This window comes from Acinetobacter sp. SwsAc4 (genome assembly GCF_013391535.1).
In the GTDB taxonomy this organism is placed as follows: Bacteria; Pseudomonadota; Gammaproteobacteria; order Pseudomonadales; family Moraxellaceae; genus Acinetobacter.
On sequence record NZ_JACAXC010000002.1, the window covers coordinates 17,976 to 33,077 of the forward strand.

Genomic DNA, 15,102 nt, shown 5'->3' on the forward strand with positions numbered 1-15,102 from the left:
ATGAAATTTAACCTTTCAGAATGGGCGCTTAAGAATAAGGGCATCATTCTCTACTTTATGCTGTTACTCGGCATTGTCGGAGTGATGTCGTATTCCAAGCTGTCACAGAGTGAGGACCCACCCTTTACGTTCAAAGTGATGGTAGTACAGACCTATTGGCCAGGCGCAACCGCACAGGAAGTTGCAACGCTGGTGACAGATCGTATTGAAAAAGAACTGATGACCACAGGGCAATATGAAAATATTCGGGCATATTCACGGCCTGGGGAATCTATGGTCACGTTTATTGCTAAGGATTCCTATCGTTCTGAGCAGATTCCTGACGTTTGGTATAACGTGCGTAAAAAGGTCAATGACATTCGCCATCAATTGCCCAATGGCGTGCAAGGCCCATTTTTTAATGACGAGTTTGGCGATACCTTCGGCAATATCTATGTTTTAACGGGTAAAGATTTTGACTATGCGGTAATGAAAGAATATGCCGATCGTTTGCAACTACAACTGCAACGGGTCAAAGATGTCAGCAAGGTTAATTTGGTGGGTCTACAAGATCAGAAGATCTGGATCGAATTATCCAATACCAAAGCTGTTCAGCTCGGTGTCCCTGTCACAGCCATTCAGGAAGCGATTCAGAAGCAAAATGATATGGCAGGTGCAGGTTTCTTTGAAACAGGTACAGACCGTATTCAAATCAGAGTTAGCGGACACTTACATAGTGTCGATGACCTGAAAAAAATGCCGTTGTTGGTGGGCGATAAAACCATTCAATTGGGTGATGTTGCTGAGGTCTATCGCGGCTTTAGTGAACCTGCTCAACCACGTATGCGTTTTATGGGTGAGAATGGGATTGGCATTGCGGTGTCCATGCGTAAAGGTGGAGACATCATTGCATTGGGCAAAAATTTAGAAACCGAATTTAACAGTCTACAAAAAAGCTTACCTTTGGGCATGAAACTGCAAAAAGTTTCAGACCAACCTGTTGCAGTACAACGTAGTATTCAAGAGTTCTTAAAAGTTTTAGCTGAAGCGGTCATTATCGTTTTATTGGTCAGTTTCTTCTCACTCGGTTTTCGTACAGGGCTTGTTGTTGCATTGTCGATTCCATTGGTTTTAGCAATGACCTTTGCTGGGATGAGTTTATTTGATGTCGGCTTACATAAGATCTCATTAGGCGCATTGATTCTTGCGCTGGGTTTGTTGGTCGATGATGCCATTATCGCCGTGGAAATGATGGCGATTAAAATGGAACAGGGTTACAGTCGATTAAAAGCGGCAGGTTTTGCATGGCAAACCACCGCTTTTCCAATGCTCACAGGTACATTGATTACCGCAGCAGGTTTCTTGCCAATTGCCACGGCACAATCTGGAACAGGTGAATACACACGTTCTATTTTCCAAGTCGTGACGATTGCATTGATCGTTTCATGGATTGCTGCTGTTTTATTTGTTCCTTATTTAGGTGAAAAATTATTACCTGATTTCACCAAACAGAATCAACAAGCGGCATGGTATTTACGTTTATGGGCAAGGTTACGCAAGCAACCTGCACCAGTGGTTGAGTCGCATGGTCAGCATCATGATCCTTACCAATCCAAGTTCTATCAATCCTTCAGGCATATTGTCGAAATCTGTATTACCTATCGTAAAACGGTGATTGCTATTACGGTCGGTATCTTTGTATTGTCTGTTGCGATGTTTAAGTTGGTACCACAACAATTCTTCCCACCATCGAATCGTGCAGAAATTCTGGTGGACTTAAAACTGGAGGAGGGGGCTTCACTAACGGCGACAGAACAAGCAGTACATAAGGTAGAACAATTCCTATCCAAACAAAAAGGGATTGATAATTATGTCGCTTATGTTGGAACAGGTTCACCACGTTTTTACTTACCTTTAGACCAACAACTCCCACAAGCCAGTTTTGCTCAATTTGTAGTCTTGGCTTCTTCTCTTGATGATCGTGATGAAATCCGTCGTTCTTTAGAGACGCAAATCAAGCAGTTGTTGCCTCAGGTACGTACCCGTGTGTCCTTGCTGGAAAATGGTCCGCCTGTGGGTTATCCATTGCAGTATCGGGTCTCAGGTGAAGATCTGGCAACGGTTCGGGCAGAGGCACAAAAAGTGGCTAAGGTGCTGAGTGAAGACCCAAATACCACCAATGTGCATCTGGACTGGGGTGAACCAAGCAAAATTATTGCAATTGAAATTGACCAAGATCGTGCTCGTCAAATGGGTGTTTCCAGTGTTGATTTGGCTAATTTCCTAAACGCTTCTGTGACAGGGGCGGTGATGAATCAATATCGTGAAAAACGTGAACTCATTGAAATTCGTTTACGTGGTGATAAGTCGGAACGTGTTGAAGTGGCTTCGTTAGCAAATTTAGCTGTGCCAACCACCAAAGGAACCACTGTACCTCTAGCGCAAATAGCAAAAATTGAGTCACGTTTTGAAGAAGGTCTGATTTGGCATCGTAATCGTCTACCAACGATTACAGTCCGCGCGGATATTCGAACCAATTTACAACCTGCAACAGTAGTTCAGCAATTGGCAGACAAAATGCAAGCTTTACGTGCTGATTTACCCAATGGTTACTTAGTGGAAGTCGGTGGTACGGTTGAAGAGTCTGCAAAAGGTCAAAATTCGGTGAATGCAGGCATGCCATTATTCTTGGCTGTGGTGATGACTTTGCTGATGATTCAATTACGTAGTATGTCACGCGCAACGATTGTTTTATTGACAGCACCTCTTGGTTTGATTGGCGTTGTTGCATTCTTACTCCTGTTTAATAAGCCTTTTGGTTTTGTCGCGATGTTAGGGACAATTGCTTTATCTGGAATGATTATGCGGAATTCATTGATCCTGATTGATCAGATTGAGCAGGACATTCAGGCAGGGCATGAACCGTGGGACGCGGTGATTGGTGCCACCATGCGCCGTTTCCGCCCAATTGTGTTAACCGCACTTGCCGCAGTACTTGCGATGATTCCATTATCACGCAGTATTTTCTTTGGTCCGATGGCGGTTGCGATTATGGGTGGCTTGATTGTGGCTACCCTGTTGACCCTGTTTTTCCTGCCTGCACTCTATGCGGCGTGGTTTAAGGTCAAGAAAGCAACACATCTATCATAATTATTTTGTGAATAAAGGTGCGAAATATTGAAAATTTCAATATAGTAGCACCTATATTTTAAGACCAAAAAATAATTGAATTTCATTGCATGACTGGTTTAGCAAAATGCAGTGAATGAGGTGATCTAGAGCATGGGGCAAGACAATATTGAGCAGCATCGCCGTTATGTGGCGATTTCGTACGTGTTCATGTTTCTTGCATTATTTACAATCGTGTTTGCAGTGTTTGCGTATCTGCTGGCACGAAAAGTTGCGACTGCGAATAATGCTGAAGTATGGATACACGCGCATGCACTGTGGATTATGCGTAATGTGCTGCTGTTTATTCTAATGGCTTTCTTTGCTGCCCTGTGGTTTATTCCACTGTTCTTTTTTGTCTGGAACAGCGCCCTCTGGGTGACCGCCATGACGGTTGTGGGTGTGGTGTTTAGCTCAATTGCATGGCTATTTCTGTTGAATGCATGGATCAAAGGTGTTGCTAAGTATTTTAAAAATAAAGCGGTATTCTAATTTTATCGCTTTTTTATTGTGCTAGACCTTGTAAATTTATAGTAGTGCCCATACTAAGGCTCTGTTGACTTTGTTAATAAAATGTCAACAGAGCTTATTTATTTGTAGAGATTGAACCAATTCCGTGAGGAGCATCGCCAACCATGGCTAAACGTGATTATTATGAGGTTTTAGGCGTTTCGAAAACCGCAAGTGATGATGAGATTAAAAAAGCCTATCGTAAGTTGGCGATGAAATATCATCCAGATCGTAACCCAGACAATGCTGAAGCGGAAGAAAAGTTTAAAGAAGCAGCAGAGGCTTACGAAGTACTTTCTGATGGCGAAAAACGCAGCATGTATGATCGTGCTGGCCATAGCGCTTTTGAGGGCGGTTTTGGTGGCGGCGGTGGCTTCGGTGGTGGTTTTAGTGCAGAAGACATCTTTAGCCAATTTGGTGATATTTTTGGTGGTGCTTTCGGTGGTGGCGGTGGTCGCCAACAACAACGCCAACGTCGTGGCTCTGATCTTCGCTATGTGATGGAATTGACGCTTGAAGAAGCAGTCAAAGGCGTGAAAAAAACGATTACTTTTACTGCACCAGCGCCGTGTGAAACATGTGATGGTAAAGGTTCTAAGAATCCAAATGATGTTGAGACGTGTCGTACCTGCCATGGTGCTGGTCAAGTACGTATGCAGCAAGGTTTCTTCTCAGTTCAACAAACTTGTAGTACTTGCCGCGGGCAAGGCAAAATTATCAAAAACCCTTGTAATACCTGTCATGGTTCGGGTGTTGCCGATCGTCAACAAACGCTTGAAGTCACTATTCCTGCTGGTGTGGACAACGGCGATCGTGTTCGCTTAACAGGTAAAGGTGAAGCGATTCGTGATGGTCAAGCGGGTGATTTATACGTTGAAGTCGTAGTTCGTGAACACGAAGTCTTCCAACGTGACGGTGCAGATCTATATATGGATGTGCCAGTCAGTATTGCCGATGCTGCATTGGGCAAAGAAATTGAAATCCCGACGCTTGATGGTCGCGTCAGCTTAAAAATCCCAGAAGGTACTCAAACAGGTAAGCTATTCCGCTTACGTGGTAAAGGTGTTCGTCCTGTACGTAGCAGCATGGTCGGTGACTTATTGTGCCGTATCGTGGTAGAAACACCTGTGAATTTAAACAGTCGCCAACGTGAATTGTTGAAAGAATTACAAGCGTCGTTTGATGGTGATGGTCATGCTGCATCACCAAAGAAAAAATCTTTCTTTGATCGCTTGTTTGATTAATTAGCATCAATAAAAAACCTGCTGCGGCAGGTTTTTTTATGGGAATTTTTTAGCGTAGGCACAGAGTTTTGCTATAGTAGCTCAATTGTTTAAATAAAAGACTAGGAAAAATTATGTCGACTTCTCCACGCATTGGAATCTTGGGTGCAGGCGGACGCATGGGGCGTATTCTGATTCAAGCAGTACAACAAGCAGGCTACCAACTCGCAGCAGCTGTTGAACGTCCAGAAAGTAGTTTGGTGGGTGCAGATGCAGGGGAACTTGCAGGGATTGGCAACATCGGCGTCAAGATTGTGGGAAGTTTAAGTGAAGTTTTAAAAGACTGTGATGTCGTGATTGATTTCACTGCGCCTGTTGCCACTGAACAACACTTAAAGTTATGCCGTGAGGCAGGTGTTGCAATGGTGATTGGCACCACAGGGATGTCGGATGAACAAAAGGCTTTCTTAGATGAAACCGCAACACAGACTCCAGTCGTTTATGCTGCTAACTATTCAGTTGGTGTGAATGTTTCAATCAAATTATTAGAGCTTGCAGCGAAAGTGTTTGGTGATAGCGTTGATATCGAAATCATCGAATCACATCACCGTCACAAAGTGGATGCGCCATCTGGTACTGCATTTATGATGGGCGAGGCGATTGCAGATACTTTAGGTCGTGACTTGAAAACGGATGCTGTGTATTGTCGTGAAGGTCATACAGGTGCTCGTGAGCGTCAAAGTATTGGCTTTCAAACCATTCGTGGTGGCGACATCGTCGGTGAACATACCGTGATGTTTATTGGTGAGGGTGAACGTGTTGAAGTCACACATAAAGCGACCAATCGAATGAATTTTGCTTCAGGCGCTGTTCGTGCGGCTGCATGGGTCGTCGGTCGCGAAGCTCGTAAATATGATATGAAAGATGTTTTAGGCTTTAACGAGATTGAAGTTTAAAAGGTACTTTTTTGTACTATAAAAGAGCTTGTTGAGCTTTCTTTCTGATAGAGATACAACAAGCTCTCACCATCATTACAACAATTGAGCATGACATGAATAAAAAGCATATTGTTCTTGCTACACTGCTAAGTGCGACAAGTTTAGTCGTCAGTGCCGCAGAAGCACCTAAACTGAGTTTACATCGCAATAATATTAAAGTTTGGACCTACCAAACAGAGAATAATCCGGTCTTTCAGTACAAAGCAGAAACGACTTTTGATGTGCCTTTGGAACGGGCAGTTGCGGTAGTACTTGATGTTGAGCGCACACCCCAATGGGTGCCTTATGTTGCTAAGGCACAGCTTTTGTCTCGGGATGAAAAGAAAGGGGAATTTACCCTGTATATGCTGTTAGATTTCCCATTTCCTTTGAAAGACCGTGACTTGGTCATTAAAGGCAAAATGAATAAGAATGCTGATGGCAGTATTAGTATTAAGAATAACGCGATTAAAAATAGTTACCCTGAACAACCTGATGTGATTCGTTTGAATCAATATACAGGAGATTGGACGTTCCAAAGACTTGCCAATAATAAGGTTAAAGTTATGACTAGTGGTTATGCCGACCCAGCAGGTTCGATTCCATTGAGTTTTGTGAATATGTTTGTGCAGCAGCAACCGTATCAAATGCTGATGAAGATGAGGAAAGAAATTTACAACCCATTATATGCACAGCCACATTTGCCTGAATTGCTTAAATAAATCTAAGAGTGAAAAGCCTGATTCAATCAGGCTTTTTTATGCACTGATACATTAGCCAGCTTGCCACCGAAGGGATGAGCAAACTCGAAAAAACCATCCCTATCCAGACCAGCATCCGGATGATAAAGGTCGGTGAAGCAGGATTAAACTCAACCAAATTGAGCGATACACAGATTGTTCGCTTAATCTTTTTCACTATTCTGTTGATGGCTGCAATTTTGCGATGATTATTGTTGCTAAAAAATAGATGAATTTGCAAAATATAGTTGACTAAATATCAATAATTAACGAGGTGGCAATGAAATCTACGGTAGAAGAACTACTTGCTTTTATGACCATTGTCGATACAGGATCGTTTATTGCTGCTGCTGAGCGGCTTGGACAGACGGCATCGGGAATGAGCCGCTCTCTCAGTCGTCTAGAGTCAAAGCTTGGAGTCACCTTGCTAGAGCGCACGACTCGAAAGTTAAAACTGACCCAAGAAGGACAACAATTTTTACAACATGCGCGTAAAATTCTCAGTGATTTAAGTGCAGCTGAAGAAGCTCTAGAAAAATCGGATCAGGATACCTCGGGTGTGATTCGGATTGACTCAGCCACGCCGTTTATTCTGCATGTCATTACGCCATTGGTACATAAGTTCAGACAAAGTTATCCCAATATTGAGATTGAGCTGAATAGTAATGATTTAGTGATAGATCTATTAGAACATAAGACTGATGTGGCGTTTCGTTTTGGTGAATTACATGATTCCAGTCTGCATGCGAAATTGGTGTGTAAAAGCCGAATTTATATTGTAGCCAGTCCTGAATATTTACAGCGTAAGGGGAGACCTGTACAAGCTCAGACATTAATTGAGCATGATGTGATTGGCTTCACCCGTCCCACTTATATCAATACTTGGCCCATTAAAATTGATGGTGAGTATTTTCAAGCCCAACCGAAAGTAAAAGCATCGAGTGGCGAAACTGTTCGACAACTCTGTTTGCGTGGGCAGGGCATTGCCCGATTATCAGAATTTGAAATCTGGCAGGATATGAAAGAAGGGCGCCTTGAAGCACTATTTGAAGATCAGATTGAGCAGTCTTATCAAAGCATCCATGCTGTGTATTATCAACAAGCGCATTTGCCGAAACGGGTTCGCTTATTTATTGAGTTTTTGACTGAGCAGTTAAGTCATGGATTTTCTGTTTGCCAATAGCTGTTTCGGCAAGTTTGAGTTCTAAAACTTGAACAAGTTGTCCAGTCGGTTGTTGTACTGCAACTTTGACCTGTTGCTGTTGTTGCGTGCATTCAATTTTGACCGTTGGCAGAAAGTTACTTGAGAGCATCAGGCCATTTTCATTGGGTTTCTTATAGGTCAGTTTGATGATACGGGTCTGCTCAGGGGCTTCACTTTTCTCCATTTTCCATAATTCATAGGTCGATTGGTTTTGAATTTGCAGATATCCCTGTGAGAGTGATTTACACACTTGTTGTTGCTGATAAGTGGACTGGTCAGTCAGATTGCAGCCTGTAAAAAAAATTATAGAAAATATAAATAAGATATTGTTTTTCATGTTCTTATCCTTTGTTAGTTGATTTTTATAGCTTAACGGTGTTGTATTAACCAATACAGATACAGAAATTTATAAAAAAGCAGTACAGATATGACTTTTCAATATCAACGCCTAGCAGATCAATTGGCTCATAAAATTTATCAACATGAATTACAGCCACAGCAAAAGTTAAGTTCTTTAAGGGAATTTGCTCGTCAGCAAAGTATTAGTTTGAGTACCGCACAACAATGCTACGAACTGTTAGAAGCCAAAGGACTGATTTATGTCAAAGCCAAATCAGGCTATTTTGTAAGTTCAAGACAATATCAAAGTGCTGCCCCTAAAAGTCCAAGCTTTGAGTCCAAAGCACGGCAAGTCTCGAATTTAGACTTACAGAATCAGATTCAAACAGCATCGATTCAAAATCATTTAACTCCTTTAGGGGCTATTCAGTTGTCGCCCCATTTAATTCCTGTAGATGGGCTACGTCGTTCCTTACAGCGTGCGCTTAAACACTGTCAGCCCGAAGATTTTTTATATTGTAATAAACAGGGACATGAGCAGTTACGTAAGGCTTTATCAGATCATTGGCGTGAAGATGGGATTTATGTCGCTACGGAAGATATTTTTATTACCAATGGCTGTATGCCAGCTTTGTCCTTGTTAATTCAGCAGATCAGTCAGGAAGGGGACAGTATATTAATTCCAACACCTACCTTTAATGGCCAGTTGCAAATGTTGGCAAGTCTTAAGCGTAAGATTATTGAGATTCCAGCAGATCATCGTGGTATTGATCTTGAACGTCTTGAGTTTTTTATGAAACAGGGCGATGCCAAGCTGTGTTTACTCACTGCTAATTTTCAAAATCCATTGGGCTACTGTTTAAGTCATTCACAGAAGCAAAAAATTGCTCAACTTGCGCAGCAATACCAATGTTTTATTTTAGAAGATGATATTTATGGTGAATGCAGTTTCCAAAAAGAGAGACCTTTGCCGATTCGTTATTGGGATCAACAAGGCTACGTAATTTGGTGTGGTTCAGTCTCGAAGTCACTGTCTACCGCCTATCGTGTAGGATGGTTTTGCTTGGGACCACAATTGCAACACTTACGACCACAACTCTTATCAAATAACGTCGGTGTCAATACACCCTTACAGTTAGGCTTGGCTGATTTCATTTATAGTCGTGGTTATCGTGAGCATTTGGATGAGTTAAGACCGAAGTTGATGCAACAAGTCCAACAGTATCGTGCTTATATTTTGGAAGTATTTGGTGGGATTCCAATCGCCTTGAGTCAATCAGAAGGGGGTTATGCTTTGTGGTTGCAACTGCCAGAAAATATTACGGGCTTAGAGTTATATTATTTAGCGCAGCGCCAAGGGATTAATATCGTACCAGGGGAAGTGTTTGGTGAAGATCAGCGTTATCAGCACTTCATTCGCTTAAATGCAGGGCATGCGTTGACCACCGAAATCCGCCAAGCAATTCAACAGTTGGCGGATTGGGTGAGAGAGCGTATGTCGTCGGTTTTAAATTAATCAAAGTCTGCTTTAAGTACGATACGATAACGTGCTTGACCTGAATGCAGTCGTTCAATGGCTTCATTGAGTTGAGACATTGGAAATAGCTCAATTTGTGGCGCAATATTTTTACGTGCGGCAAATTGTAGTAGTTGACGCAGTGCTAAAGGTGACCCAGTTGGTGAAGCTGTAACCGATTTGGCACCACTCATGATAGTACCTACAGAAACTGGAATAGGCTCTAAGGTAATACCCAAGAAATGCATACTACCATTCGGTGCCAAGGTATTGAGATAGGCTTGCCAATTCAGCGTTACATTGACGGTGCTAAGCAATAGATCAAATTTGCCACGTTGTGCTTTGATCGCTTGAGCATCACGACTATTCACCACATGGTCAGCCCCCATGGCTTTGAGCTCTTCAGTTTTGTCTGGATTTGAACTAAATGCAGTAATCTCACAACCCCAAGCTTTAAGTAGCTTGATGGCCATATGCCCTAAACCACCAATCCCAATCACACCGACGTGATGTGTTGCTTGGATCTGATGTTTAAGTAAAGGATCAAACACGGTAATGCCGCCACAAAGCAATGGTCCTGCACTCTCAGGATCCAAACCCTCTGGTAGAGGAATGGCCCATTGCCAACCTGCGCGAACTTTTTCTGCAAAGCCACCCGCATGACCAACGATAGTCGCAACGCTGCCACCCGTACATAAAACTTGATGACCACCAATACAAGGATCGCATGCTTGGCAACTTTCAGCTGTCCAACCAATGCCAACACGTTGACCAAGTTTCAGTCCTTTGGCTTCTGAACCGAGTGCGATAATTGTGCCAATAATTTCATGTCCAGCGACAGCAGGATAAACGGATGAATGCCATTCATTATTGATCACAGACAAATCTGAGTGACATAAACCGCAGTATTCAACTTTAACTTCAACCTGATGTGGCTTTAATTCACCTGCATCAAATTGATAAGGAACCAATTGCTCGCCTGCTTTCATTGCAGCATAAGCACGAATTTGGTTATTGCTCATTCGATAACTCCTTGGAAAGCAAAATAAATTCGTATTATTTAAAATGACAGTGATTTTCGTGATCGTTGACCATTCCTACCGCTTGCATAAACGCATAACATGTTGTGGGACCAACAAATTTAAAACCACGTTTTTTCAGTGTTTTTGAAAGTTTTTGACTGATTTCGGTTTGTGCAGGTGCATCACGATAATGAATGACATCGTTATTTGAAGTCTGATGGTCAACAAAGGCCCATAGCCAATCAGATACATCACCAACTTCATTTTTGAGTTGCTGCCATGCAATTGCATTGTCTCGAATCGCTTTAAGTTTACCTAGATGACGAATTAATCCTGCATCACTCAGTTTGTCTTCGAGTTGATCATCAGTAAACTCTGCAATCTTAGTAATTGGATAGTGAAAGAAGTGTGAACGGTAATTCTCGCGCTTTTTTAGCACCGTAATCCATGATAATCCAGCTTGTTGACCTTCAAGACAAAGCATCTCAAATAATCGATTTTCATCTTGTTCTACTTTGCCCCATTCTTCATCGTGGTAGCTAATATAGAGTGGATCATTGGAGCACCAGCCACAGCGTTGAATCGTCATATTTGATGCTTCCTATTGTTATTCATATAAAATCATGAAAGTGTGAATGCCACCCATTCATTTGGGCGAGTGTCCCAATAATACAGTTCAGCTGTATTTAAATCAGTAAATTTCAGCCAAAAGTCCTTGCCTGATTTATCTGCAAAACCTGTGCTGATCAGTAGGGCATCTTCAGTAATTTCCATGATCCAGCCCTGATAGCTGGTGCCATTGATAATGATTTTCTGCTGATTACCTGATTCTGCAAATTCAACCAGACGTTCAATCAATGCTTCTGACATGCTGTATTCCTAACGTAAGTATGGGTATGGATTGACTGCGCCACGCCCTTTGCCATTGAGATAAATGCCATAGTGTAAATGTGGGGCGGTATGGCGAGCATTGCCTGTATTGCCCACATAGCCGATCAGGTCACCTTTGCGGACATAATCCCCAACATTGAGACCACGTTTGTGACCATCCAGATGTGCATAATAATGCCATGAACCAGCAGGTCCAAGAATCCAGATCACCTTGCCGCCTAGATTATTATTACGTAAATCAGCCACTAAGCCCTCAGTGGCACTATACACTTTCGTACCACGTTCCGCCATGATGTCAATGCCTTCATGACTACGCCCCTGACTGCGTGCTGCGCCCCAGCTATCTCGCAATTGAGTTCGACTGATCCCCTTGACGGGAACGGGCAGGCGACTGTCCAGACGCATCATCTGGAGCTTGTTCACCTGTGTATTAGGCAAGGGCACGGGCTTCTTTGGTGCAGTGGTACAGGCTGAAAGGATCAGCATCAATAGGGCAAGAACCGTATGGGAAATCAGGTAACGCACACAAACTCCTTGCGTTCGAATTTACAGCATGCAGGTTTTAGGCCTTTTGTTTGGCTGTAATCAGTTTTTTCATGGCCGTTGGAATGCCTTTGGCAATCGCGGCTTCTGGACAGAGCCATATTCCATTCAGTTCAATGCTGAGCTGTTCTTTTTGGTCATGTTCCACGTGGAACAGTTGTTCATGCAGTATCCATGTAAAGTGAGTAAAACTATGACTAATCTGTAGTGATGATACTTGAGCTTGCAGCTTAAATTGTTGTTCAATCTGTTGTAATTCAGTTGCCTCTTCAATGATAGGCAGACAATACAAACCTCCCCATAGACCGTGGGCTTCACGTTGTTGCCAAAGCCACTCACGACCTGCTTGAATTAGGAGCACATTCGCCGTTTTAACAGGGACAGGTTTTTTTGCTTTTTTAAATGGGAGTTCTTGTTCTAAACCTTGTTGATAGGCCTGACAGTGTTGTTGCATTGGGCAGTATAAACACAAAGGCTTTTTCGGTGTGCAGACTGTAGCACCCAAATCCATGATTGCTTGGGTGTAATCATGGTTACGTTCTTTCGGACACAGCTGTTCCGCAATTTGCCATAAAGCACGCTCATGCTGTGGCTTGGATAAATCATCTTCAATCGCAAAAAAACGTGCTAAAACTCGTTTCACATTGCCATCCATAATGACGCCATATTGTCGTAAGCCAAGAGACATTAATGCACCAGCGGTTGAACGGCCAATGCCTGGTAATTCAATCCACTGTTCTAATGTTTCAGGAAACTTTCCTTTCTGCTTTACGATAACAGCGGCTTTGTGCAGATTGCGTGCACGGGCATAGTAGCCTAAACCAGCCCAATAAGGGGCAACCTCATCCCAACTGGCCTGACCAAGATCGTCTACGGTTGGAAATCTTTCGATAAAGCGATCAAAATATTGCAGAACAGTTTTAACTTGAGTCTGTTGTAGCATGATTTCTGATACCCACACTTTGTAGGGATCATCAGCGACTTGCCATGGTAAATCGTGGCGGCCATGTTGGTCGAACCACGTGAGTAGTGCATCAGAAAATGAGAAATCAGACATGAATCAGAACAATCAAAAGCAGAGGCTTAGTATAATGAAAATATAATCGTGGACTTATTTAAATGATAAAAACATTTGTTCGTGTGTAGGAGACATAAATGCCACCTACACAGAATGAAGTCTTTGTGAAAGTTTATGCCAATATTTTGAATCAGGTTAAATGTTTATCTAGTAATTCATACATGGCTTCTAATCCTTGATGTTCAGCTTCGGCGTTATAGCCTAAGTCAACATTATTTGCTTTAGCTCGCTCATCTGCGAGGGGATTACTAAAGCCATGTTTGGCATTTTCAAAAATAATCACTTCATGATCGACTTCTGCATCGTGCATTTCCTGACGGAAGCTTGCGACATCATCTAAAGAAACCATGGTGTCGATCTCACCATGTAATACAAGAATTTCAGCCTGAATCTTTCCTTTTTGTGCAGGTGCTTTCGGGCTTAAATTCGCGTGGAAGGTCACTACAGCTTTCAAATCGGCACCAGATCGCGCCAAATCCAGAACTACTTTACCACCATAACAAAAACCAATTGCTGCCAATTTTTCAGTATTGACCTCTGGTTGTGCTTTTAAAGCATCTAAGCCTGCTTGAGCACGCTCAACCACGGTGTCTACATGATCAAATGTTTGCATCATCCATGCAGATGCTTGAGGAACATCAGAGGTAACTTTTTTGTCTCCATACATATCAATTGCGAGAGCGGCAAAACCGTGTTCTGCAAGTTCACGCGCACGTTGCTCGGTATATTCGGTACGTCCCCACCACTCTGGAGCAACAATAACTCCTGCAACTGGTACATCTCGGATAGGTGTCGCAAAATAGCCAATAAGGCGTTGACCATCTGGGGCGGTATATTCAATTTCACGCGTTGTAATTGGAAAGCTCATTTTTTAATCCTGATCTATATTTTCAATGCTTTGATTAAAGCATAAAACAGCAAAAAATTGATGATGCTAGCGGAAAGACAAATTTTTATTCGGCTGAAATGATGATAATAAAAAAAGAAGAATACGGCGATTCTTCTTTTTTCTTTCTGAATTTTTATTTCTGTTTAAACTAAACTTTACCGCGTGATAAGAAACCCACTACAGCAAGAATAGCCGCGACCACTAATAAAATGACGGCAAAGTCTTTGGATAAACCAGCAACACCACCAAAACCTAATAAACTGGCGATTAATGCAATCACTGCAAAGATAATAGCCCAACGGAACATATTACTTACTCCTAAATTTATCGTTATGAGATTACTATAGCGTGTATTTTTCGCACCAAATGTGGTGTTTCTGTGGTTGAAATGTTCAATAACTTAAGTATTGTTAATCGCTTAAGTCGCTTGGAAAACGGCTTGATTGAGAATAAATGCTATAATCAACACAAATTTTTAAAGCCTAAAACATTTGCCATGTCTACCGAATTGCGCGCTAACTTTTGGAAACTATATCCACTTGATCAGTTGAATAATACTGAGTGGGAGGCATTGTGTGATGGTTGCGGTTTATGTTGTTTGGTTAAGCTTGAAGATGAAGAAACGGCAGAAGTCGCATATACCAAAGTTGCATGTAAATTATTAGATTGTAAAACGGCACGTTGTTCTGATTATCCGAATCGTCAACAGCATGTTGCAGATTGTATTCAATTGACACCTGAACGATTGCAAACAATTACATGGTTACCTCCTAGTTGTGCTTATCGTCGTTTGAATGAAGGTAAAAATTTACCGTCATGGCATTATTTAAATACGGGTTCACGTCAGAGTGTGATTAAAGCGAAGAAATCGGCTGCTGGACGCTGTATTTCAGAACAAGATATAAATGAAGATGATATAGAAGATTATGTCGTACGTTGGGTACGTTAGATCTTGATATATATTTCTTATAACTGTGTTTTTTATCAATAAAAAACAATACTTTAGCAGTATTTTATCTATAC

The 15,102-nt window shown here is 42.1% G+C and carries 16 protein-coding genes; 8 read left to right on the top strand and 8 right to left on the bottom strand.

Features of this window, described 5'->3' with window-relative positions:
- The 6 genes from HYG88_RS01390 (at position 1) to HYG88_RS01415 (ending at position 7,780) form a co-directional block, all read left to right on the top strand.
- Positions 1 to 3,129, top strand: a complete 3,129-nt coding sequence (locus HYG88_RS01390; protein WP_178882443.1) for an efflux RND transporter permease subunit — start codon at positions 1 to 3, stop codon at positions 3,127 to 3,129.
- Between the two features lie 132 nt (positions 3,130 to 3,261).
- Positions 3,262 to 3,639, top strand: coding sequence for a hypothetical protein (locus HYG88_RS01395; protein ID WP_178882444.1), 378 nt, complete (start codon positions 3,262 to 3,264; stop codon positions 3,637 to 3,639).
- A gap of 143 nt (positions 3,640 to 3,782) precedes the next feature.
- Positions 3,783 to 4,901, top strand: a complete 1,119-nt coding sequence (dnaJ, locus tag HYG88_RS01400; protein WP_005219116.1) for a molecular chaperone DnaJ — start codon at positions 3,783 to 3,785, stop codon at positions 4,899 to 4,901.
- Between the two features lie 113 nt (positions 4,902 to 5,014).
- Positions 5,015 to 5,836 (top strand): 4-hydroxy-tetrahydrodipicolinate reductase, encoded by an 822-nt coding sequence (gene dapB / locus HYG88_RS01405; protein ID WP_004659711.1) that lies wholly within the window; start codon positions 5,015 to 5,017, stop codon positions 5,834 to 5,836.
- Between the two features lie 95 nt (positions 5,837 to 5,931).
- Positions 5,932 to 6,579: an START domain-containing protein gene (locus tag HYG88_RS01410; protein ID WP_005157093.1), complete on the top strand. Its 648-nt coding sequence runs from the start codon at positions 5,932 to 5,934 to the stop codon at positions 6,577 to 6,579.
- Positions 6,580 to 6,877: 298 nt separating this feature from the next.
- Positions 6,878 to 7,780: a LysR substrate-binding domain-containing protein gene (locus HYG88_RS01415; RefSeq protein WP_005157090.1), complete on the top strand. Its 903-nt coding sequence runs from the start codon at positions 6,878 to 6,880 to the stop codon at positions 7,778 to 7,780.
- Here the strand turns inward: HYG88_RS01415 and HYG88_RS01420 are convergent.
- A complete protein-coding gene (locus HYG88_RS01420; RefSeq protein ID WP_034602572.1) occupies positions 7,728 to 8,138 on the bottom strand; it encodes a hypothetical protein in 411 nt (136 codons plus the stop codon). The two genes, HYG88_RS01415 and HYG88_RS01420, sit on opposite strands and share 53 nt — an antisense overlap.
- 90 nt (positions 8,139 to 8,228) lie before the next feature.
- Here HYG88_RS01420 and HYG88_RS01425 point away from each other — a divergent pair, with 90 nt between their 5' ends.
- Positions 8,229 to 9,656, top strand: a complete 1,428-nt coding sequence (locus tag HYG88_RS01425; RefSeq protein ID WP_005157084.1) for a PLP-dependent aminotransferase family protein — start codon at positions 8,229 to 8,231, stop codon at positions 9,654 to 9,656.
- Here HYG88_RS01425 and HYG88_RS01430 read toward each other — a convergent pair.
- From HYG88_RS01430 to HYG88_RS01460, 7 genes are all read right to left on the bottom strand, one after another.
- Entirely contained in the window at positions 9,653 to 10,678 is a 1,026-nt protein-coding gene (locus tag HYG88_RS01430) for an NAD(P)-dependent alcohol dehydrogenase (protein WP_005157081.1), read from the bottom strand. The genes HYG88_RS01425 and HYG88_RS01430 overlap by 4 nt on opposite strands.
- A 34-nt stretch (positions 10,679 to 10,712) precedes the next feature.
- Complete coding sequence (locus HYG88_RS01435) at positions 10,713 to 11,267, bottom strand: DNA-3-methyladenine glycosylase I (RefSeq protein WP_005157077.1); 555 nt, start codon at positions 11,265 to 11,267, stop codon at positions 10,713 to 10,715.
- 32 nt (positions 11,268 to 11,299) lie between these two features.
- Positions 11,300 to 11,548 (bottom strand): hypothetical protein, encoded by a 249-nt coding sequence (locus HYG88_RS01440; RefSeq protein WP_005157074.1) that lies wholly within the window; start codon positions 11,546 to 11,548, stop codon positions 11,300 to 11,302.
- 9 nt (positions 11,549 to 11,557) lie between these two features.
- A complete protein-coding gene (locus HYG88_RS01445) occupies positions 11,558 to 12,055 on the bottom strand; it encodes a M23 family metallopeptidase (RefSeq protein WP_218647818.1) in 498 nt (165 codons plus the stop codon).
- A gap of 76 nt (positions 12,056 to 12,131) precedes the next feature.
- Positions 12,132 to 13,169, bottom strand: a complete 1,038-nt coding sequence (gene mutY, locus HYG88_RS01450) for an A/G-specific adenine glycosylase (protein WP_005157068.1) — start codon at positions 13,167 to 13,169, stop codon at positions 12,132 to 12,134.
- A 151-nt stretch (positions 13,170 to 13,320) separates the two neighbouring features.
- Complete coding sequence (locus HYG88_RS01455; protein WP_005157062.1) at positions 13,321 to 14,058, bottom strand: dienelactone hydrolase family protein; 738 nt, start codon at positions 14,056 to 14,058, stop codon at positions 13,321 to 13,323.
- A gap of 169 nt (positions 14,059 to 14,227) precedes the next feature.
- Complete coding sequence (locus tag HYG88_RS01460) at positions 14,228 to 14,386, bottom strand: DUF1328 domain-containing protein (RefSeq protein ID WP_004878181.1); 159 nt, start codon at positions 14,384 to 14,386, stop codon at positions 14,228 to 14,230.
- 189 nt (positions 14,387 to 14,575) lie between these two features.
- Between HYG88_RS01460 and HYG88_RS01465 the strand changes: the two genes are divergently transcribed.
- Complete coding sequence (locus HYG88_RS01465) at positions 14,576 to 15,028, top strand: YcgN family cysteine cluster protein (protein WP_034602613.1); 453 nt, start codon at positions 14,576 to 14,578, stop codon at positions 15,026 to 15,028.
- Positions 15,029 to 15,102 lie beyond the last annotated feature (74 nt).